15 protein-coding genes are annotated in these 23,370 nt (G+C 45.5%); 10 read left to right on the forward strand and 5 right to left on the reverse strand.

The window, feature by feature from the left end:
• Positions 1–7: 7 nt before the first annotated feature.
• The 5 genes from pulA to DXD25_RS11795 all read right to left on the reverse strand — a co-directional run bounded on the left by pulA (position 8) and on the right by DXD25_RS11795 (position 9,781).
• Entirely contained in the window at positions 8–1,978 is a 1,971-nt protein-coding gene (gene pulA / locus DXD25_RS11775; RefSeq protein WP_117663673.1) for a type I pullulanase, read from the reverse strand.
• A 145-nt stretch (positions 1,979–2,123) separates the two neighbouring features.
• Positions 2,124–4,259, reverse strand: coding sequence for a glycoside hydrolase family 97 protein (locus tag DXD25_RS11780; RefSeq protein ID WP_117663674.1), 2,136 nt, complete (start codon positions 4,257–4,259; stop codon positions 2,124–2,126).
• A gap of 217 nt (positions 4,260–4,476) precedes the next feature.
• Positions 4,477–7,155 (reverse strand): 4-alpha-glucanotransferase, encoded by a 2,679-nt coding sequence (locus DXD25_RS11785; RefSeq protein ID WP_117663675.1) that lies wholly within the window; start codon positions 7,153–7,155, stop codon positions 4,477–4,479.
• A 143-nt stretch (positions 7,156–7,298) separates the two neighbouring features.
• Positions 7,299–8,612 (reverse strand): MFS transporter, encoded by a 1,314-nt coding sequence (locus DXD25_RS11790; RefSeq protein ID WP_117663676.1) that lies wholly within the window; start codon positions 8,610–8,612, stop codon positions 7,299–7,301.
• Positions 8,613–8,755: 143 nt separating this feature from the next.
• Entirely contained in the window at positions 8,756–9,781 is a 1,026-nt protein-coding gene (locus DXD25_RS11795) for a LacI family DNA-binding transcriptional regulator (protein WP_117663677.1), read from the reverse strand.
• Between the two features lie 280 nt (positions 9,782–10,061).
• Between DXD25_RS11795 and DXD25_RS11800 the strand changes: the two genes are divergently transcribed.
• From DXD25_RS11800 to DXD25_RS11850, 10 genes are all read left to right on the forward strand, one after another.
• Positions 10,062–13,145 (forward strand): TonB-dependent receptor, encoded by a 3,084-nt coding sequence (locus DXD25_RS11800; RefSeq protein WP_117663678.1) that lies wholly within the window; start codon positions 10,062–10,064, stop codon positions 13,143–13,145.
• An 18-nt stretch (positions 13,146–13,163) separates the two neighbouring features.
• Complete coding sequence (locus DXD25_RS11805) at positions 13,164–14,780, forward strand: RagB/SusD family nutrient uptake outer membrane protein (RefSeq protein ID WP_117663679.1); 1,617 nt, start codon at positions 13,164–13,166, stop codon at positions 14,778–14,780.
• A 26-nt stretch (positions 14,781–14,806) separates the two neighbouring features.
• Entirely contained in the window at positions 14,807–15,961 is a 1,155-nt protein-coding gene (locus DXD25_RS11810; RefSeq protein WP_117663680.1) for a SusF/SusE family outer membrane protein, read from the forward strand.
• Positions 15,962–15,985: 24 nt separating this feature from the next.
• A complete protein-coding gene (locus tag DXD25_RS11815; RefSeq protein WP_117663681.1) occupies positions 15,986–17,437 on the forward strand; it encodes a DUF5115 domain-containing protein in 1,452 nt (483 codons plus the stop codon).
• A 495-nt stretch (positions 17,438–17,932) separates the two neighbouring features.
• Positions 17,933–19,186 (forward strand): ATP-binding protein, encoded by a 1,254-nt coding sequence (locus DXD25_RS11825; protein ID WP_117663683.1) that lies wholly within the window; start codon positions 17,933–17,935, stop codon positions 19,184–19,186.
• A gap of 751 nt (positions 19,187–19,937) precedes the next feature.
• The gene (locus tag DXD25_RS11830) at positions 19,938–20,144 is read left to right on the forward strand and encodes a hypothetical protein (protein WP_117663684.1); all 207 of its coding nucleotides are present in this window, start codon (positions 19,938–19,940) and stop codon (positions 20,142–20,144) included.
• The gene (locus tag DXD25_RS11835; RefSeq protein WP_117663685.1) at positions 20,141–20,416 is read left to right on the forward strand and encodes a type II toxin-antitoxin system YafQ family toxin; all 276 of its coding nucleotides are present in this window, start codon (positions 20,141–20,143) and stop codon (positions 20,414–20,416) included. The genes DXD25_RS11830 and DXD25_RS11835 overlap by 4 nt, the downstream gene beginning before the upstream one ends.
• Positions 20,417–20,481: 65 nt before the next feature.
• Entirely contained in the window at positions 20,482–20,778 is a 297-nt protein-coding gene (locus DXD25_RS11840; RefSeq protein ID WP_117663686.1) for a PD-(D/E)XK nuclease family transposase, read from the forward strand.
• Between the two features lie 260 nt (positions 20,779–21,038).
• On the forward strand, positions 21,039–22,268 hold the full coding sequence (locus DXD25_RS11845) for a site-specific integrase (protein ID WP_117663687.1): 1,230 nt from the start codon (positions 21,039–21,041) through the stop codon (positions 22,266–22,268).
• 31 nt (positions 22,269–22,299) lie between these two features.
• Positions 22,300–23,370: site-specific integrase (locus DXD25_RS11850; protein WP_147327905.1), on the forward strand; the 1,071-nt coding region annotated here is incomplete at its 3' end.

Genomic DNA, 23,370 nt, shown 5'->3' on the forward strand with positions numbered 1-23,370 from the left:
ATATAGACTATTTCTGATAAAGAATCAAGGCAGACTGAGGGGCAACCTCTACTTCCTTTCCGGCGATGAAGCCCAGACCTTCCTCGTTGATAACACCATTGCAGCAAGCCACGGTGTAATTGCCCTCAGGAATCTGCATCTTCTTTGCCTGCTTGTTGAAATTATAGATAACAATGATCTGCTTCCAGGCATCGATGCCCTCCAAGTTCTTGAGCTGGAAACCTACGAGGCAAGTCTGCTGGTTGCCATTGGCATCCTGACTAGGCAGGAACTCCAGATGCTGACGCACCTTATCGCCTGTAGAAAGACGGAAGGCTGAATGGTTCTTGCGGAGCTGAATCAGATTCTTATAGAAGGTGAATGCCTGTGGATACTTCTGCAGATTGGTCCAGGTAAACTGGTTGATGCTGTCTGGAGAATTGAAACTGTTATGCACTCCCTTCTTGTCGCGAAGCATCTCCTCGCCGGCAAGGATGAAAGGTACACCCTGCGAAGTGAACACACAGGTCTGGGCAAGCTGGTCGATGCGGAGCAACTCGGCAGTACGCATCTCCTCCGAGATATTCTTGTCTGTCAGGGATGGGATGCTCGCCTTCAATCTATCTACCAGACACATATCATCGTGGCAGCTTACATAACTGATCTGCTCGGTTGGGTTGTTGGTCCAAGGCTTCTTGTCATAGTTCACCTTGGTCATATCGACCTGCGGATGAGCGATGCCACCCACGATACCGAACTTCAGACTTTCCTCCTGTCCAGGGAGTCCAGCCAGGAGCGCACCCTTATGGTCATCAGAGAAAGGACCACGAAGAGCATCACGCATATCATCGCTGAAGGCACCGATACCATTGAGCTGATGGGTATTCGCCTTCATGGCAAGTTTCTCCGTAGGATAAGCACAGCTGCCTGCACTCCATCCCTCACCATAGATATAAATGCTAGGATCGATGCGGTTTACCATCTCACGGATAGCCTGCATGGTCTCGATATCGTGAACACCCATCAGGTCGAAGCGGAAGCCGTCGATATGGAATTCATCAATCCAGTACTTCACGCTCTCCAGCATAAACTGGCGCATCAAAGGCTTTTCAGAAGCTGTCTCGTTGCCGCAGCCGGAACCATCGCTATACTTACCCTCCTTGGTCTTGCGATAATAATAATCAGGATAGGTACGCTGGAAGTTACTGCCATTGATATCGAAGGTGTGATTATACACGGCATCGAAAATCACTCGGATACCAGCCTTGTGAAGCGCCATCACCATCTCCTTGAACTCCTTGATGCGGGTTCCTGGAGCATAAGGGTCGGTACTGTAGCTGCCTTCCGGCACATTATAGTTCTTCGGATCGTAGCCCCAATTGAACTGAGGCTTGTTGAGCTTGGTTTCATCTACTGAGGCGTAATCGAACACCGGCTGGAAATGGATGGCATTGATGCCGAGGTTCTTGAGATATTCGATAGCCTTAGGTTCGGTGAGGGCAAGATACTTGCCCTGATACTTCAAACCCGATGTAGGAGAAATGGAGAAATCACGTACGTGGAGCTCGTAGATGACGAGGTCGGCTGGCGATTGGATGGCAGGACGCACATCCTTGTCCCATCCCACAGGGTCGATATCATAGAGATCAACGATAGCGCCACGGTTTCCATTCACACCTACCGCCTTGGCAAAGGTTCCCGGCGTTTCGCCCTTACCGATATCGAAGGTATAGAACTTACCTTTCAGATCGCCCTTCACGGTAGCCCCCCATCGTTCATCGCCCATCTTCTTCATCTTCAGCGTCTTGTAAGCCTTACCTTTTTGTCCATCCTTATAAAGACGGATGGTAACAGAAGACTTGCCGGCTGTTGGGGCATTGAGAACGAACATGGTTTTCTCCTTGGAATACATCATCTCATTGAATGTCTGCTGAGCACTCAATGAAGTTGGTAAAACAGTAGCTGTCAATGCTGCGATTATTAGTTTTTGAACATTCATATTATTTAAGCTCTTGTTAGTCATTAAACTATAGTTATAAAACTGTAGTTTTAAAATGGGAAAAGGAATTCAAGAGAAATCAGGAAATCATCCTCATAACACGAAGTTATGGTCTTATCCCTGACATCTCTCAAATTCCCAAAAATTATTTAGCAAGCAATGAGATGGCAAAACCACCACCACGTGCTTCTTTAATCTTCAAGACATCACCCTTCTTCACAGTCTTGTGGATGATCTGGTAAGATTTAGGATTTTTCTCGTAATCTGCATTCTTGCCGTCCTGATAGATGGCGCAAGCATACTTCTTGCCCTTATCGAGGAAGTCGAGCTTTACTACGGATGTACGGGCAGCATCTGTCTTGCCACCAACAAACCAGTTGTCGGTACCCTTAGCCTTGCGGGCTACGGTGATATACTTAGCTGGCTCTGCCTCCAGGTACTTGGAGTCGTCCCAGTCGCAAGCTACGTCGCGGATGAACTGGAAGGCATCGTCGTACTTCTCATAATGCTCTGGAAGATCGGCTGCCATCTGCAAAGGACTGTACATCACGAGATAGAGCGAAAGCTGACCACAGAGTGTAGTATGAACATAGCTCTGGTTGTTGCTCCATTCAGAAAGCTTGGTCTCGAAGATACCAGGAGTGTAATCCATCGGACCACCCTGCAGACGGGTGAATGGCAACATCACGGTGTGATAAGGCTTGCTGCCGCCAAATGCCTCATACTCTGTACCACGGGCACTCTCGTTACCCACCAGGTTAGGCCAGGTGCGGCAGATACCAGTAGGACGGGTTGCCTCGTGGGCATTTACCATGATATGATGCTTGGCAGCTGTTTCAACCACACGCTGATAGTGATTGTTCATCAACTGGCTGTAGTGATACTCACCTCTTGGGATGATATCGCCCACATAACCGGTCTTCACGGCATCATAGCCATATTTGTTCATCAGATTGAAGGCATCCTCCAGATGGCGCTCGTAGTTGAGAGCAGCAGAAGAGGTCTCGTGGTGCATCATCAGCTTCACGCCCTTGGAGTGTGCGTAGTCGTTGAGCATCTTGATATCGAAGTCAGGATATGGAGTTACGAAATCGAAAACATCGAGCTTCTGATGGCCGAACCAGTCTTCCCATCCTTCGTTCCAGCCTTCTACCAGCACCTCCTGCAAACCGTTCTTGGCTGCAAAGTCGATATAGCGCTTTACTTCCTCGTTGGTTGCACCATGAGTGCCATTAGGCTTGCACTTGCTGTAATCGGTTACACCGAGGCGAACAGATGGCAGGTCGTTGGTATAGCTCCAGGTCTTGGTGCCAACAATCATGTTCCACCAAACGCCGCAGTACTTGGTAGGATGAATCCATGAAGTATCCTCGATCTTGCAAGGCTCGTTGAGATTCAAAGTCAACTTGCATGAAAGCATATCACGGGCATCATCGCTTACCATCACGGTACGCCAAGGTGTATTGAATGGAGTCTGGATGAATCCCTTTCTGCCTACGGCATCAGGAGTCAACCAAGACTCGAAAGTCAATGTCTTTTCGTCGAGGTTGAGGTGCATGGTTGGATAATCCAGACAGGCAGCCTCGTGGATATTGATATAGAGACCATCCTTGGTCTTCATCTGGAGAGAGGTCTGAACGCCAGTATCCGAGAAGACGGTGGTAGATGAATTGCTCTTGTAAGATTCGCGGTTTTTCGCAATAATTGGGCGGATACCTGTCAACGGAGTAATGTTGTAGTCATACTCCTGGGTATCGTAATCGCCAGGAATCCAATAGGCAGTATGATCGCCTGCCATGGCAAACTGTGTATGCTCCTCCTGGATTACGAAATAGTTAAGGCTTTCCTGCTGTGGGAACTCATAGCGCAAGCCCATACCATAATCATATACACGGAAGCGGATAGTGATGTTACGCTTGGAAGATGCCTGATTCAGGTTTACCTCCATCTCGTTATAGTTGTTGCGGATGGTAGCAGTCTCGCCCCATACTGGCTTCCAGGTCTCATCGAAGGTCGATGTCTTGCTGCCAGTCTCTGTGAAACCATCCATCAGACTGGTTTCTTCCATACCCTTAGAGGCATGCTTATCCTTAGCCAGCTCCAATCCGAGATGAGATGGCTTGCACACAGTCTTTCCCTTATAGCTCATCTCGTAGGTAGGCTGTCCCTTTTCGGATAAAGAGAAAGTTACCGAGACGTTGCCGTTAGGCGACTTGACGGTCTGGGCTGCTGCCAACATCGGGAGCAAGAGACCCATCACTAATAAATTCAGTTTCTTCATTCTGTTTACCTATTGTTTATTCGTTTGTTTATTCGTTAGACTTTGGGATATTGCAGCACCGGCAATCAGGAAAACAGCTTCCGTTGCACGCACTTGCATTATTGCTTGCAAAGATACGAAAAACAAAAATACCCTCCTAAAAATAGAAGGGTATTTTGATGTATAACAATGTGCAAACGGTTGCACACCTTTATTCCTTGTTTGAAGAGTCACCCGCTTAATTGCGTCCGCCCTGTGCCACAAGCTCTGTAATGTTAGCCATGAACTCCTTGTTGGCAGCCAACTCCTCCAGACTGAGGTGCATGCGATAGCGCCAGTAGTGCTTTGGATTGGCAGGAATGTTGATGCGCTCGGCTTCAGCATCCGGCAGACGGAGCTTCTCATCAATGGCGAGCCAATCCTGTACGCTCAAGATGCAGAGCATGGATGGAGACGCCAGGTGACGGGCGATGATGTCTCTTGCCAACCAACCTGGGAGCGGATGAGGAGCTGGTCCCTCACGATAGAGCATCGTGTTGTAATACTCCTGGGTGCGGGAGATGTTCTCGTCCCACCACATACGCAAGGTTGGCATATCATGGCTGGTGATGGTGCAGACAGAGCGGTATGGATTACGGCTCAGATGACCAAACTTAACCGTTGGATCCTTTGGCATGCTCTGGAGCTCCAGGCTCAGAATCTTCAACTCGTCCATCACCCATGGTACACAATCAGGTACCATACCCAGGTCTTCGGCACAAACCAGCATACGGGTAGCCTGAACCAGCTTAGGCAACTTCTTCATCGCCTCACCATACCAGAACTGGTTGTTGCGACGGTAGAAGTAGTCGTTGTAAAGGCGGTTGAACGCAGCCTTGTCGTTATCATAGAGCGACTCGTAGATGAAGTCGAGCTGTGCAGAGATACGTGGGTGGAAGAGCTCAGGATCCTTACGGTCACGCACAAAGAGCACATCGCTGATCAGGGCATACAAGCCATCACGCAACCAGATTTCCTTCTCATCAGTTACATCCTGGAAGAGTGCCTCTACCTTGCGCTGGGTATCTACCTCAGGCTTCATCTGATAGCGCTCATCATCCAGACGGTCGAGATATTTCTCCTTCACCTCATCAGCACGCTCATGGAACATACGGTCCAATACCCAGTCGGTAATGAATGGACGGGTGAAGCGGTCCTCCTGGAAGTTCAAGCCGTAACTCTGGATCTCACCACGGGTCATGGCGATAGCTGGCGCAAACTGTCCGAGCAAACCATGCACGCTATGCACAGGGATTTCCCAAATTCGGAAGAAGCCGAGCACGTGGTCGATGCGGTAAGCATCAAAGAACTTCGACATATTCTGGAAGCGGCGGGTCCACCAGAGGCAGCCGTCCTTCAGCATCTCATCCCAGTTGTAGGTAGGGAATCCCCAGTTCTGTCCGTTTACAGAGAAATCATCCGGTGGAGCACCCGCCTGACCATTCAGGTTGAAGTACTTAGGCTCCATCCACACATCGCAGCTGTGGCGATGCACACCGATAGGAATATCACCCTTCAGGATGACACCCTTAGCCTTGGCATGCTCGTGTGCCTCCTGCATCTGCTTGTTCAGAATGAACTGCACGAAGTAGAAGAACTCCACGTTCTGGTACGCCTCGGTTTCAGGGTTGGTCAAATCCTTGCGCTCAGCCTCATCCCAGACATTATGGTCTGGCCACTGAGAGAAGTCGGCGGTGCCATTCTTGTCACGCAGGTAAGAATACTGTGCGTAAGGCACGAGCCACTGTTGCGTTTCCTGAAAGAAAGCCTTGAAATCGGCTCCCGACATCATCTCTTTACCTTCCTGTGCAAATATCTGTTGCAGATAATCCTGCTTGAAATCATTCACCTTCTCATAATCAATCTGATGCAAGGCATTGAGCTCCTGGCGGGTCTTCTCTGCCTTCTCGCAAGCCTTCTTGTCCTTCAATGCAGGTAAGGCATTCAGATCGGCATACATCGGATGGATAGCAAAGACGCTGATGCAGCTATATGGATAGCTGTCCGTCCAGGTATGGGTGATGGTGGTATCATTGATTGGCAGAAGCTGAAGAACCTTCTGACCGGTAGATGCCACGAGATCAATCATCGTCTTGAGATCGCCGAAATCGCCCACACCGGCACTTTTCTCGCTGCGCAGAGAGAATACCGGCACCTGTGTTCCGGCAAGCTTGCGATTGTAAAGGGCGAAGAATGCCTGATCCAGTTCGTAAGTGATGGCATCACCGGCTTTCATCTCAGGAAGGTCGATGGTGCGGTTCATGGATGTTTCCCAGATCAGCGAATCCTTCTTCTCATTGTAAGCCACAAACTTGAATTCCATGTGGCGAGTCTGCAGATGGGCAGCATCCAGTTCTGCAACCCATTCATTATAAGAGTGCTGAGTCATCTTCAGCATCTTCTTGGCATTCCATGTGCCCAACAGGTTATCAGCGCCCACAACACCTAAGCGATCACCGTCGCGAAGCTGAGGAGCACGCACCACGAGGCGCACGGTCTTGGCATCATTCTGCTCCTTCATCTCTTCTGGAGCCTGATGATTGATACAGTCTGTAAAGGCACTGCTATAGAGATATGCATCCTCTGGAATCACCTTCCAATGATCATACTGGGTCAGATTATTAGCCTTCAGGGCTGTAAGTTCCAGACGATGCTTCACAAGAAGCCATTCTGTCTTAACCACCACGCCGTCTCGCTCTACACTATAATAATAGGTATAGGCTTTGGCGGGTTGTTTTACACACCAGTCAACCGACCACTCCTTACCATTGAGAGTAGCCATAGGAAGTTTCAGTTTTTCTTCATCATCCTCCTGTATGTTCAAGACGAGTTGCTCGCCGAACATTGTTCCGTATTCTATATGAAAATGTATCGTCATAAGAGTCCGTTAGAAGTTAGTTTATATTTAATTTTATTATTTTCAGTGCGAAATTAGCAAAAAAAATCGTAAGTATATAATTTCTATGTGCACAATTTCAGACAAATCCTGCACAAACGTTTGCACGGGTTTTACTTATACACTCATTCATGACCTTTAATAATGCCTACAGACAATGCACCGGCGATAAGCAACACGCCAGCCACAATCATCATATCGCTCTGATGAGAACCAACCAGACTCAGAACAGTACCACCGCAGATGGCAGCCACAATCTGAGGAATACAGATGGTTCCGTTGAACAAGCCCAGGTATGCGCCCATGTGGCCATAACCCTGCAGAGCATTGGTCACGAAAGTGAAAGGCATCGCCAACATGGCAGCCCAGCCGGCACCAATCATCAGGAATGGAATAAACTGCAGATACTGATCGTGCAGGAATGGGATGAGAGCGAAGCCCACACCACCTATAATCAAGCTCACACTATAAGCCATCTTGGTATTCTTGAACTGAGGAAGAACCACTGCCCAGAGCACACTACCTACTGCCTGAACGGCAAAGAGGATGCCTACCCAGTTGCCTGCCGCCTGGAACTCTGCCGACTTTGGATCGGTGGTATTCCATACGGTCTCAGCGATGGCACCTGTAGAATAGTTCCAGAGATAAAGGAAAGCAGCCCAGCAGAAGAACTGAACCAGTCCCACCTTCCAGAAAGTAGAAGGCGCGTTTTTCAAGAGGGTAATCCAGTCTGCCTTGCCCTCTTCTTCCTTTTCTACCTCGCCAGCTACACCATTATAGGCAGCATACTGCTGAGGATTCCACTCCTTCACCTTCATCGTGGTATAGATGACACAGAGGATGAGGATGGCAGCGCCCACGTAGAACGACCATATTACAGAATCAGGCACCACGCCCTCTTCGGCAACATTCTTGATACCCAGGAAGGTAAAGAGGAATGGAAAGATATATCCGGCTACAGAACCGGCATTGCAGAGGAAACTCTGGATAGAGTAAGCCTTTGCCTTCTGCTTCTCGTTTACCATATCGCCTACCAGCATCTTGAAAGGCTGCATCGCCATATTGATGCTCGTATCGAGGAACATCAGGGCAATCAAGCCGAAGAGCATCGCACCGCTTACCGTCAGACCAAGAGAACCGGAATTCGGCAGCAGGCACATCACGAGTACGGCGACCGTGGCTCCCACAAAGAGATAAGGGATGCGGCGACCAAAACGGCACCAGGTCTTGTCACTCAATGTGCCGACAATAGGCTGTACAAGGATTCCCATCAATGGAGGGAGAATCCAGAAATAACTCAAGTTGTGTGGATCAGCACCCAACGTTGCAAAGATTCGGGAGATGTTGGCGCTCTGAAGAGCGTAGGCAATCTGTACTCCGAAGAATCCGAAGCTCAGGTTCCAGAGCTTCCAGAAACTTAAATCAGGTTTTTGTGTCATATTGTTATACTTTGAATTTTGAACATTGAATTTTGAACTTTATGATTACCCTTACTTTGATTTTTGAACATTGAAATTCACAAAGGACATTAAGTTATTAGAGCTGTTTATAAAGTTCAATGTTCAAAGCTCAAAGTTCAAAGTTATCGGGTAGTTCCTCTTACCACCAGACGAGTCCTTACCACTCGCTTCTCAACGTCATGCGTAGGATTGGATCCTTCCACCAGTCCGATGAGAATGTTTGCAGCCTCTTCGCCTACTGCCACTCCACGCTGTTCTACCGTAGTGAGCATCGGATCGCAAGCCTTGGCTCTGTCGCCATTGGTAAAGCCGCAGATGCTGATGTCATTCGGCACATCGAAGCCCATTCGCTTGGCAGTATAGAGAATGCCTATCGCCGTATCATCATTGATGGCGAAGAAAGCATCCGGATGATTTTCTTCCCTCAATATCTCTGGTGTAAGCACCTCTGCCTGGGCACGGTTGTCACAGATTCTCACCCAGTCGGGATTCTCCGTCAATCCATGTTTCACCAGTGCATCATGATAACCGTTATAACGGTTCTTGGAGATTTCCATATTCATCGGCGAACCGTAGAAGGCTATCTTCTTGCAGCCCGTATCCACCAGATGGGTAACGGCGGTAAAGGCGCCCATATAGTCATCTACTACCACTCGGGAGCAGTTCACGCCCGTACAGATTCTATCGTAGAAGACGAGAGGCACGCCATTGTTCATCAACTTCTCAAAATGGGCGTACTGCTTGGTATCCTTCGCCTGTGATACGATGATACCACATACCTTATTCTTATAGAAGTCCTCGCAGATGGCCACTTCCTTGTCGTATCTTTCGTTACTCTGTGCCACCATCACACGATATCCGCGGGCTCTCGCCTCCTCCTCTATGCCCGAAAGGACGGACATAAAATAATAATGTACGAACTCCGGCACAATGACTCCGATGACCTTCATCGGCTGTACCTTGCTATGGCGCAAAGCCTCACCAAGCATGTTCGGAAAGAAATTATGTTCACGTGCAAAAGTCTGGATACGCTCCTTCTGGGCAGCACTGATTCTAGGACTGTCCTTCAACGCCCGGCTCACTGTAGCAACACTGACTCCCAGTTCGCGAGCTATATCTTTCATTGTTATGTTGTTATTTTCGTTCATGTTGTTTTAAATCACGCTGCAAAATTAGGCAAATATCCGCTATTTTGTACTTTTTTTGTTGACCTAAATCAAGCAAAAGGAATGCAAACGTTTGCGCATAAGAAATAACGGAATTAACTGAAAAATAGTACATCGTATCGAAAAAGACTTTAATTTTGCACCCAGAAAGAATAAACAATTAGACAACTCGACCTCTTTACATAAACAGGCCAGAGACTAAAAGCAGAATATTCATTTTAAGAATAACAATAGTATAAACATAAACTTAAAAATCAAGCAAATGATGAAGCAGGTAAAAATTAAATTACCTCTCAGAGCATTGACCCTCGCAGGTGGTCTGCTTCTGACGGTGAGTTCCTTTGCGCAGACTAATGCGATTAAGGGACATGTGAAGGATGCTTCCGGTGAGCCTGTCATGGGTGCTACCATTACAGTGAACGGTAAGGCAGTAGGTATTACCGACATGGATGGTAACTTCTCTGTTGACGCAGCTCCAGGTACCAATCTTACTTTCACTTATCTGGGAATGACTCCACAGACCGTGAAGGCTTCTAAAGAAATGAGCATTACCTTGCAGGATGATTCCAAGTCCTTGAATGAGGTCGTAGTCATCGGTTATGGTGTGGCTAAGAAGTCTGACTTAACCGGTTCTGTTACAGCTATCAAGCCAGACTCTAAGAACAAGGGTGTGGTTGTCAACGCACAGGATATGCTTACAGGTAAGGTTGCCGGTGTAAACATTACCAGCAACGACGGTACTCCTGGTGGTGGTGCCAAGATCCGTGTTCGTGGTGGTTCTTCTCTGAACGCATCTAACGACCCATTGATCGTTATCGATGGTCTGGCAATGGACAACGATGGTGTAAAGGGTCTTTCTAACCTCCTTTCTGTAGTAAACCCACAGGATATTGAGTCTTTCAGTGTCTTGAAGGATGCTTCTGCAACTGCTATCTACGGTTCCCGTGGTTCTAACGGTGTCATCATCATTACAACCAAGAAGGGTCGCAAGGGTCAGAAGCCTACCGTTTCTTACTCTGGTAGCGTAACCATCAGCGAGAAGAAGAACACAATTGATGTTCTTAGCGCTGACGAGTTCCGTGCAAATGTTGAAAGACTGTATGGCAAAGACAGTGAAGCTTATAGCGCACTGGGTACAGCCAACACCAACTGGCAGGACTTGATTTACCGCACAGCTATCAGCCACGACCACAACATTACAGTTTCTGGTGCAGCTAAGTCTCTCCCATACCGTGTTTCTGTAGGTTATACAGACCAGCAGGGTATCGTCAAGACATCAGACTTCAAGCGTGCTACAGCATCTTTGAACTTGAACCCATCATTCTTCAAGGATCACTTGACATTGAACCTGAATGCCAAGGGTATGTATGCCAGAACCTTATATACTGATGGTTCTGTAGTTTCATCAGCTGTAAGAATGGACCCAACCCAGGATCCTTACAAGTTTACATCTGAATATCACAAGAATCAGCTGGGCAGCAATATGGACCAGACTCTCAAGAACTATGGTGGCTATTTCCAGTGGTCAAAGAAAGCAGAGTATGGTGATAACACATGGCCTTTCACTTATGACAGCACCACACAGATGCCTAACCCTCTGTCTTTGCTGGATCAGGGCAGTCAGATTGCTCACAGCCGTTCATTCATCGGTAGTGCAGACATCGACTATAAGGTACACGGTTTCGAGGACTTGAGATTGCATGCTACCTTGGGTGCAGATATCTCTAAAGGTCGCCAGAGCCAGTCATTTGCTCCATCATGTTCTAGCGCATTGTACTATGGTAGCTATGGTGGTGAGGAAATTCTGAAGCGCAACCTCTCTTTGAGTGCTTACGCTCAGTACTACAAGGATTTCAACAAGATTCATCACTTCGACATCATGGCTGGTTATGAGTGGCAGCACTTCTGGCGCAGCAAGAACAATGACTATGTAGGTTATTATCCTGAAACAAATAACGATGCAAGTCTTGCAGGTACAGAGCGTCCTCATACTCCATATAGCGAGAAGAGCGAAAGCTACCTGGTATCTTTCTTCGGACGTGCCAACTATACCTTGCTCGACCGTTACTTCCTGACAGCAACCGTTCGTGATGATGGTTCTTCACGTTTCAAGGAGCACTGGGCATGGTTCCCATCATTCGCTTTTGCATGGAAGGCTAACGAAGAGGCGTTCCTGAAGAACGCTGACTGGTTGTCTGACTTGAAACTCCGTCTGGGCTATGGTAAAACTGGTCAGCAGGCTGGTTCTATCGGTGACTATGAGTGGATTCCTTCTTATGCTATCAGCACTGGTACAAACGGTTTCTATCCTGTTACTGGTACAGGTGAGCTCTACAGACCAAACAACTACCGTCCTGACTTGAAGTGGGAAACAACCACTACCTACAACGTAGGTTTGGACTGGGGCATCATGGATCAGAGATTGTCTGGTAGCGTAGATTGGTACTACAGAAAGACTACCGACTTGTTGAACTATGCTCCACTTCCTTCTATGGCAGGTTACAAGAACCAGGCATGGCAGAACATCGGTTCCTTGAAGAATACCGGTGTTGAAGCAGCTATTACCTGGCGTGCTATCCAGACCAAGGACTGGTTCTGGACCATGACATACAACTTCACTTACAACAAGAACGAGATTACCGACTTGAATGGTGTATCAGAGAATGGTGCTCCTGTTGTTAATACAAACATCAAGGTAGGTGATGGTTCTGGTGCTTATCTGCAGGCTAACCAGGTGGGTTATGCAATGAACTCATACTATGTTTACCAGCAGGTTTACGACAAGAACGGCAAGCCAATTGAGAACTGCGTAGTTGACCGTAACGGTGACGGTAAGATCAATGAAAGCGATAAGTATCTCTACAAGAGCCCAGCAGCTCCTGTAACAATGGGCTTCTCTTCTCGCCTGGAATACAAGAACTGGGACTTCGGTTTCTCTTTGCGTGCAAGCATCGGCAACTATGTATATAACAATGTTGAGCAGGGCATGAGTAACATGAATACAGGTGAGTGGTTCTCTAACTCTTTGAAGTACTTCTCTAACCGTTTGAAGAGTACAGTTGAGAGAAACTGGCAGACCTACGAGATTACTTCTAAGTTGTCTGACTACTATGTGAAGAACGCTTCGTTCCTGAAGTGCGACAACATCACATTGGGTTACAGCTTCAACAACTTGTTTAAGTCAAGCGGCTGGCATGGACTTTCAGGTCGTGCATACGCTACTGCATCAAATGTATTCACAATTACAAATTATGACGGCTTGGATCCAGAAGTAGGCGATGGTAATGACAACAACCTCTACCCACGTCCATTCTCTGTTGTAGTTGGTCTTAGCTTGAATTTCTAATAAGAAAGGATATTCATTATGAAAAAATATATTAAAAATATTGTTCCTGTAGCAGCACTCCTGCTTACAATGGGAACAACAACATCATGTGTCGGTGATTTGGACGTTACTCCGATTAACCCAAACATCCAGACAAACCTTAACATCGATGGCCTTTTCAACAAGTGCTACGCTAACTTTGCCATGGCTGGTAATGGTGGTGCTAATGGCGATTGCGACATTGATGGTATTGATGGTGGTACATCTGGTTTTGTACGCCAGACATTCAATGCAAACGAGCTCACAACCGATGAAGCTATCTGCGGTTGGGGTGATGATGGTATTGCCGGCTTCTGCTATAATAGCTACAATGCCACAAACCCAATGTTGACCGGTTTGTACGCCCGTATTACAACTGGTATTGCTTATTGCAACCAGTATCTTGCTGAAGCAGGAGATCAGGATGCAACCAAGCTTGCTGAGGTTCGCTTCCTGAGAGCATACGAATACTATAGCTTGATGGATGCATGGGGCAACATCCCATTTACACTTCAGCCATTGACCAAGCCTGAAAGATATACCAGAGCACAGACTTACGAATGGCTCGAGAAGGAGCTTCTTGAAATAGAACCAAACCTTTCTGAAGCAAAGGCTAAGAAGTCAACAGATGAAGGCTACGGCCGTGTAGATAAGGCTGCATGCTGGTTGCTTCTCTCCCGCCTCTACCTCAATGCAGAGGTTTATACTGGCACAGCTCAGTGGGCAAAGGCAAAGGAATACGCCAAGAAGGTGATGGATTCATCTTATAAGCTGAACACCACAAGCGTAAACGGCTGGAGTGCTTACCAGATGCTCTTCATGGGCGATAACGGTGAGACTGATGCAGCTTACGAGGGTATCTTCCCTCTCTTGCAGGATGGTTTGAAGACCACAAGCTGGTGTTCAACACTCTTCCTGTTGGCTTCTACCTACGATCAAGATATGCACGCAAATCCAAACAACCCTAAAGCTACCAATGGTACTGACCAGGCTTGGGGTGGTAACCGCGCTCGTCCTGATTTGGTTAAGAAGTTCTTCCCTAATGGTAACGTTCCAAATCTTGAAAGCTACGCTACAGCAGAAGCTGCCGGTGACGACCGTGCTCTCTTCTGCGGTGTAAACCGTACATTGGATAATGATGACGTTTCTACTTTCAAGAGCGGTTTCGCTGTTGCTAAGTTTACCAACTTCAAAACAGACGGTAGCGCAGGTCATGATGCTACATTCCCAGATGCAGACTTCTTCCTGATGCGTGCAGCAGAGGCTTACCTGAACTTTGCAGAGGCTGATGCCCGCCTCAATGGTGGAGAGACTACAGCTGAAGGTACAGCAGCTATCAATGCTATCCGCAAGCGTGCAAATGCCTCTATCCGTGAAGACAAGGGCTATTCTCTGAACGATATCTGCGATGAATGGAGCCGTGAGTTCTACTTCGAGGGTCGCCGTCGTATGGATCTGATTCGTTTCAACCGTTATGGTGGCAATGTCAACTACAACTGGCAGTGGAAGGGTGGCACCAAGGAAGGTCGCAACTTCTCTAAAGATTTGAATATCTTTGCTATCCCAACCAACGAGTTGACATCTAACAAGAATCTGATTCAGAACCCTGGATATTAATTCGTAAACATAAAAAGGAATTCATTATGAAAAATATAATTAAATCAGCTCTACTCGTTGTCATGAGTTTAACTCTCATGACAGCTTGTAGCGACGACAATGACTCTAATCCGTCTATTCAGACACCAACAGAGTTCAAATTGAATACTCCAGCATTGGTGAATACACCAATCGACCTGGCGAATTCGTCTAAGATTATGTTGACCTGCTCACAGCCTAACTATGGCTATACAGCTAGCGTTCAATATACAGTACAGGTTGCAACAGATGAAAATATGACTGATGCTGTTGAGCTTTCAGAAACCAGCAACAGTGCCAAGGTTGCAATTGATGCAGCTTCATTGGCAAGTACCTTGACTAACATCTATGTGCAAAAAGGCAAGACTGAGGCTGATTTCCCTATGGACGTAAAGGCTTACTTCCGCTTGAAGGCAAATATTGTGACCAGCAATGGTAATGTTGTAGAGGGAACAGAGATTCTTTCTAATGTAGTTTCACTCAACAATATTCACCTCTTGTTCTCATTGCCACCAGTCAACTTGCCTAGCCATGTATATACTGTAGGCAACTTCTGTGATTGGAAATGGGACAATTGCTTCGATATGGTTCAGGTTTATGGTACAGAGGATACATTCTGGCATCTTGTCTATATCGACGATAGCGGTATCAAGTTCAATACTGCAGCAGCATGGAATAATAGCGAAGTTGGTTATGCTGGCATCACTGTTTCCGGCGACTGCAAGGACGACATCATTGACAATGGAGGCAATATCGCTTCCAAGAACCCAGGCTGGTATCTGGTAATCGTTACAACATCAGTTGTAAACCGTGAAATCCACTATGACGTTCAGTTCAACAAGCCAACAATCTGGCTCATTGGCCCTGCAGCTGGTAGCGACGATTTCGCAGAGGAAGCTGAAGGCTGGTCATTCACCGTACCTACAACCAAGGACGGAGAATTCGTATCTCCTGCATTCGTAGGTTCAGTTCCTGCTGGTACTGATAAGGGTGTACGTATGTACGTTAAGATTCCTGGACACGACTGGTGGCATTCTGAGTTCGTCACATTAGACGGTAAGATCAAGTACCGTGCAACAGGCGGCGACCAGGATAGAGCTACAGGTAATGTAGGTCAGCAGGTTCACCTCAACATCGCTAAGGGAACTGGTGAAATCAAGTAAATAACGATTTAAAATCGAAAGACAATGAAAAAGTTATCATTATATATCTCTATCGCACTTGCAGGCCTCTTTATGGGGTCCTGCAGCGAAGATTTCAAAGACTGGGCAGATCCTCAGACTAACCCACAGGAAGATGCCATCACAATTCCTGGCTACCAGGCAAGTGCAGTTGACGCATTAGACCTGGCTAAAGTAGCAGAAGACAGTATGAATGTTTATACCATCAGCTCTGCCACTCTTCCAGAAGGTTTCGAATTGGGAAACAGCCGAATCGAACTGACTCCTGAGGGTGCAGAAAATGCAACTGCCACAGAAGTAAAGACTTCTAATGATGGTAAAGCTGCCAAGGCAGACCTGCAGGCTCTTATTGAAAGCGTTTATGGAAAGGCTCCTGTAGCTCGCACCTTCGACGGTCATGTTTACACAACTGCCGTAAAGGATGGACAGGCTGCTTTGATTGACGCAGGTACTGTAAAGGTGACAGCTACACCTGTAGCTCCTAACATCTCTCAGAACTACTATATCATTGGTGGTACTTTGGATTGGACAGCTGATGCAGCAAAGACCCAGAAGTTCAACCATAGCGACATTAATGTTTACGATGACCCAATCTTCACAATCACAATTCCAGCAAAGGAGGGTGACGATACTTGGTTCGGTATTGTAGATGACGCAGCTTGCGAAGGTGTAGCTAATGGTGACTGGAGTTCTGTTCTCGGTACAGCAAAAGGTAAAGGCAATAACGCTCTGAATGAAACAGAGCAGTTGGATACCCGTGCAAAGGTTGGCAACGATGCATCATTCAAGGTTCCTAAAAGTGCTGGTGCCAAGTACATCAAGGTTGAGATCAATATGTTGGAATACACCTACAAGATTACTCCTCTCTCATTCGGTGAGTACTTCTATGAGATTGGCGGTGATTCTAATTGGAAGTCAACAAATGCTCTCTATGGTGGAAACGGTGACGGCAAGTATCAGGGATTCTATTACCTGAATGGCGAGTTCAAGTTCAAGCCACAGGCTGGAACTGATGACTGGGCTGGTGACTATGAATTCGATGGCGAAGGCAAGATTGCCGACAATGGCGGCAAAAACTGCCCTGACCCAGGTGCAGGTTTCTACAAGATTGACGTTGACTTGCAGGCTGGTACATACGCTCTTACTCAGGTGAAGTCTATCACTGTCGTAGGTAACCACAATGGTTGGAAGCAGGATGACGCTAACTGCCACATGACATACAATAAGGAAGCAGGTTGCTGGGAGCTCACAACCACATTGAAGGATGGCTTCAAGTTTGCCATGAATGATGATTGGGCTATAAGCTGGGGTGGTGCAAACAACGACCCTACTGCTTACGACAACATCTCTGTTAATAATGGTAAGGATCTCAATGTTCCTGCAGGCGAAGGCACCTACAAGATTCAGCTCTACCTCTCTCACGAGGGTGCTAACAAGGTGGTTCTCACCAAGAAGTAATGAAAGAGTAATAGATTTACTTCATCACGAATATATATAATTTATAGGCGACTCTCAGATTCTGGGAGCCGCCTATTTTCGTTTCATCCTCCAGTATTTCAATGTAAGCCATCCGCAGAAAAAACTATTTGCAGAAAATATTTAAGGTGAATCATAAATCTCCTTTCACGGAATGTGGATTATATTGAAAATGAGAGAGTTAAGTGTGAAAGGAAAAATCGGTTCAGGGGAGATTGTCCGTGGATAGACAATCTCTTCTGAACCATTTATGTCATTTTTTGGGAACTAGAAAATGGGAAAGTGACGAAAAGTGGTAAAACTACCACTTTTTGCTTGTAAATCATGGTAAAAGCCTTCGTTTGAGCCTTTTTAGTGACGAAAAACGGTAAGTTTACCACTTTTTGATAATAAAGTTGCGCATTCTTAGATATTTTTTGTATCTTTGCAGTGACGAAAAGTGGTAATATTGCCACTTTTTGATAATATAGTATAATTATGGATATTAAAAGACAACAATATTTAGACCAACTTATCGCAAGCCAAAGGAATGGCTTGATTAAGATTATTACAGGTATCAGAAGATGTGGAAAGTCATATCTTCTGTTCAAGTTATTTCATGAGTATCTAAATTCGCAAGGGATTTCAGATGACCATATCATAGAGGTTGCCCTCGATGATCGTACCAATAAGGAACTGCGTGATCCTGATAATCTGTTGAAATACATCAAGGAGCAGATAACAGACAAAAATCTCTACTACATCATGCTTGATGAGGTACAGATGGTAGATGAGTTTACAGATGTATTGAATAGCTTGCTGCATATATCAAATGCAGATGTATATGTTACAGGCAGCAACTCGCATTTTCTATCGACGGATGTAGTGACAGAGTTCCGTGGTAGAGGTGATGAGATACATTTATTTCCATTGTCATTCTCTGAATACTGTGAAGGATATAAAGGGACAATAGACAATGCATGGAAAGATTATTATACATACGGAGGGCTTCCTCTTATTTTGACGCTTGATACAGATAAGAAAAAAGAAGATTATCTGAATAACTTGTATAAGAGTGTGTATCTCGTAGATGTGTTGGAACGCCATAAGATAAAAAACATGGGAGAGTTTGATGAATTGCTGCGAATTATCGCCTCTTCCATTGGTGCTCCATGCAATCCAACGAAGCTTGCCAATACATTCAAGAGTGTCAAGAATGTGGCCATTCATCATCAGACGATAAACAAGTATCTAGGTTTTTTAGAAGATGCGTTTCTTGTGGAAAAGTCCATCAGATATAATATCAAGGGGAAGAAGTATATCAACACCTTGGCAAAATATTACTTTTCGGATCTTGGAATCAGAAACGCTCTGTTAGGCTTTCGCCAGCAAGAAGAGACACATATCATGGAGAATATCATATACAATGAATTGCGTACGAGAGGATATCATGTAGATGTGGGTATGGTGGAAGTCAGAGAGCCAGACAAAAGTGGCAAGTTGATCAGGAAGCAGTTGGAGGTGGATTTTGTGGTGAATCAAGGAAGTCAGCGATATTACATCCAGTCAGCTTTCGCCATGCCAACATTAGAAAAAGAGGCGCAGGAATCGGCATCACTATTGAGAATTAAGGACTCTTTCAAGAAAATAATCATTGTGAAAGATGATATCAAGCCCAAGAGAAATGAAGATGGCATCCTTACAATCGGGCTGAAAGACTTCTTGTTAGACAAAAACAGTTTAAATTATTAATGCTCAAAATATAGAAAAGTGCCATTCTGCAGGAATGAACTAATGTATATAACTCAAAAAGCGATTACCAAGAATGGAAAGAAAAAGGCTCAGGGGAGATTGTCTTATCCACGGACAATCTCCCCTGAGCCGAAAAATCTCTTTATTTTGAGATGGTAATTGATGGCTAAGCTTAAATATGGCGATGTGCCTTGCTCCAATAGGGAATAGTGGGTGTCTTGATAATGAATAGTGGGTGTCTTTGTTATGAATGCTGGGATAAAGGATAGTAACCAGAAGGATGAGGGATAGATATTGGCAGGAGAAAAGGGGTGAGTTATCAGCTGGACGACTAAGTTCGTCTATATGGATGACTCGGGTCATCTATATGGCTCACTCCCGTCATCTATATGGATGACACGGGTCATCCGATAGAAAGAAGCCTTTTCTATTCCTTTTGTGATAGTTGCTTTCTCCCTTAGACTAAGTTGCTTTCTCCTTATATGAATAGTCCTATCTACTGATTATTATTGTTGTTTCAGAGAATTCTCCTTTCACACTTAAGCAACTGATTATAAGTATATTCTGATGATTGTGAAAGGAGAATGAAATTTTAATTGTTATTTTTGAGAAGCTATTTCTGAAGGTAACTTTATGTTGAAACCCTCATTTTCATTATCATCATCCCTACATTTTTCCCAAAAACCTTGGAAGTTACGAGGAAAAGTCGTATCTTTGCGGCAAATTAGAAATAACATTAAAGTAAAGCAATATGGATGTAGCTATAAATAATATAACAACAACTATAACTGTTCCGCAAGTTGACTTCAACTTATTAAAGGAACTGGCAAAGAAGTTTGGCTGGGTTATTCAAGCCGAAAAGAAAAGTGGAATTGAAGAAGCCCTAGAAGATGTTAAAGCTGGCAGAGTATATCATGCAAAAGATGCTCACGACTTAATCAAACAGTGCTTAGAATGAAATACTCTATTGACTTTACAAACAAATTTAAAAAGTCTCTGCGAAAAGGGGTGAAACGTGGTTTTGATCCAGTTCTCATTGAAAAAGCAGTAGAAAAACTAGCCAATGAGGGTAAATTGCCACCATCATATAAATCGCATAAACTTCACGGAAACCTAGAAGGGATATGGGAATGTCACATAACCCCTGATTGGTTGATGCTGTGGGAACAAAACGATAAAAAACTAACCTTGTTGTTTCTCAACAATGGAACCCATAGCGATTTGTTTTGACTATAATGTATTATTGTTGGCAAAATGCATATAAAAACATTGTATAACAATTACTCCAACTGCCGTTGTTCGACAAGCATACGGAGGCAGAGTGTATGGATATATTTGATTGTTGGATTTATATAGTGAAGAATATGAACATGTTTGAACAGATGCCATTCAGCGAGAAGTATCCAGTCTTCCGCAAGTTGGCAGAGATAGGCGACCTCCGCAAGCTTTCCCGCGAGGAACTTGAGCTTTATGACGAGGACATCAAGAATATGCGTGATATATATGCCACCAGAAAGTTTGATGAGAAGAGAGGTATGGAAAAAGGAATGGCGAAAGGTATGCACAATTTAAGCAAAAGCAACGGAAAGTGAATATGAGATAAATGAGCTGCAAGTGGTTGAGAATGAGCAATATTTCATAATTCTGCCAATTGGCTGCAAAGCAAAGCCGAGCAGGATATTGAGTTATTTCAGTTACCAAACCGTTAGCGGTCAGTTACCGAAACCAACACTGCTAACGAGGTGAAAAACAAATAGTTTGTCACCAGTGTTTGTTGCACTGTTATGCACAACTTTCAATGACGGAGAATGCTTACTGATTGATTATTTTTGCAAACTAAAAAAGTAAGCAGATGAAAGTTGAAAAATTCAAGGTGCTGCTCTACCTTAAAAAGAGCGGATTGGACAAGAACGGTAAGGCTCCCATCATGGGACGCATCACCCTCAACCGAACAATGGCGCAGTTCGGTTGCAAGTTGTCATGTACGCCAAAGTTATGGAATCCACGTGAGAGCAGACTTGACGGCAAGAGCAAGGAGGCTGTGGAAGTGAACGCCAAGATTGACAAGCTGTTGCTGGCAATAAACTCAGCCTACGAGTCACTTGTGGAGCGCAAGACGGATTTTGACGCAAAGGCGATAAAGGATCTGTTTCAATGCAGTGCAGACACTCAGATGACCTTGTTGAAGCAGCTTGACGCCATCATTGCGGACATTGAGTCAAGAATCGGCATCGACTACAAGAAAGGCACGCTGCCAAACTACCAGTACACTCGCCTGACATTGGGATTGTTCGTCAAGAAGCGTTATGGAACTGACGATGTGGCATTCGGTGAGCTTGACGAGCAGTTTATCCGTGAGTACATGGACTTTTGCTTGGACGAGAGAGGTCTTGCACTTGATACAGTCCGCCACTATCTCGCCATATTGAAGAAGACCTGCCGAATAGCTTTCAAGGCAGGACACTCCGAGCGTTATCATTTCATGCACTTCAAGCTACCTCAAAAGAAAGAGAATCCACCAAAGGCATTGACACGTGAGGACTTCCTGAAAATTCGTGACCTCGAAATACCAGAGCGAAGAAAATCGTTGGCTTTGACCCGTGACCTTTTTCTTTTCGCCTGCTATACAGGCACGGCTTATGCCGATACGGTTTCCATCACGGAAGAAAACCTCTTTCGTGATGAGGAGGGCAGCCTTTGGCTGAAATACCATAGAAAGAAGAACAAGATGCTTGCACGTGTGAAGTTACTGCCAGAGGCGCTTGCCATGTTGGAGAAATACAAAGACCCGACAAGACCTACTCTTTTACCGCCACAGGAATTTCGAGTGCTGAGAGGTAACATGAAAAGTCTCCGAGTACTATCTGGCATAAGTATGGATTTGGTCTATCATGTTGGACGGCACAGTTTCGCATCGCTCGTTACGCTCGAAGAAGGTGTTCCGATAGAGACTATCAGCAGAATGCTTGGTCACAACAACATTCAGACCACGCAAATCTATGCACGTGTCACCCCGAAAAAGCTATTTGAGGATATGGACAAGTTCATCGAAGTCAACAAGGACTTCAAGTTTGTCCTGTAATATTATCACAAAATAAGAAAGGAACATAACAATGAGAAGTACATACAAGCAGTTTTATTATATCAACCGTGGCAGAGTAAAGGCAGACGGAACCACATCTATATTTTGCCGTATCACGATTGACGGCAAAGTGTCAGCCATAGCAACAGGTCTTTACTGTGCTCCCGAAGAATGGGACACGAAAAAAGGTGAAGCCAAGAATGCAAGAGTGAACGGACAACTGCAAGCGTTCAGACTAAGAATTGACGAAGCCTACGAGCAGGCAACAAAGGAAAAGGGCATCGTTACCGCCGAGATTCTGAAGAATGTTATTGTTGATGCAAATACTATCCCGATGACATTGCTTGCCACTGGCGAGGAGGAGCGTGAACGCCTTAGGCTGCGCTCCATCCGTATTAACTCAACATCTTCTTATCGCCAATCGAAGACATCGCAGCTCAACTTGCGAGAGTTCATCGGGTTACGAGGAATGAATGACATTGCATTTGAAGATTTGACTGAGGAATTTGGCAAATCTTATAAGTTGTTCTTGATTGGCAAAGGGTATAGTGCATCCAATACGAACCATAATCTCTGTTGGCTGCAACGCTTGGTTTATATCGCTGTTGACAGAGGTCTGCTGAAATTCAATCCATTGGAAGATGTCGGATATGAAAAGAAAGGCTCACCAAAGCGTAGACATATATCCAGAAATGACTTGCTGCTCATTATGGAGACTCCTATGGAGGATAAGGCTTTGGAGTTGGCACGCAGAATGTTTGTTTTCTCCAGCCTTACAGGTTTGGCTTATGTCGATTTACGTAACCTGTATCCACACCATATCGGGATGACGGCAGACGGTAGAAAATACATCCGTGAGAAAAGAGCAAAGACCAACAACGAAGCGTTCATTCCCTTGCATCCGATAGCTGAACAAATAATGTCGCTATACAATACAGCGGATGATAGCAAACCTGTTTTCCCTCTTTCTTCACGTGATTCCATGTGGTTTGAATTTCATTCACTCGGTGTGGCTTTGGGTATCAATGAGAACCTTACCGCACACGTTGCAAGACATACATTCGGAGTAAACATGGTTACTTCGGGCATATCAATGGAAAGC

Origin of the sequence: Prevotella sp. TF12-30, assembly GCF_003436715.1 — a bacterium.
Taxonomy (GTDB): Bacteria; Bacteroidota; Bacteroidia; order Bacteroidales; family Bacteroidaceae; genus Prevotella; species Prevotella copri_A.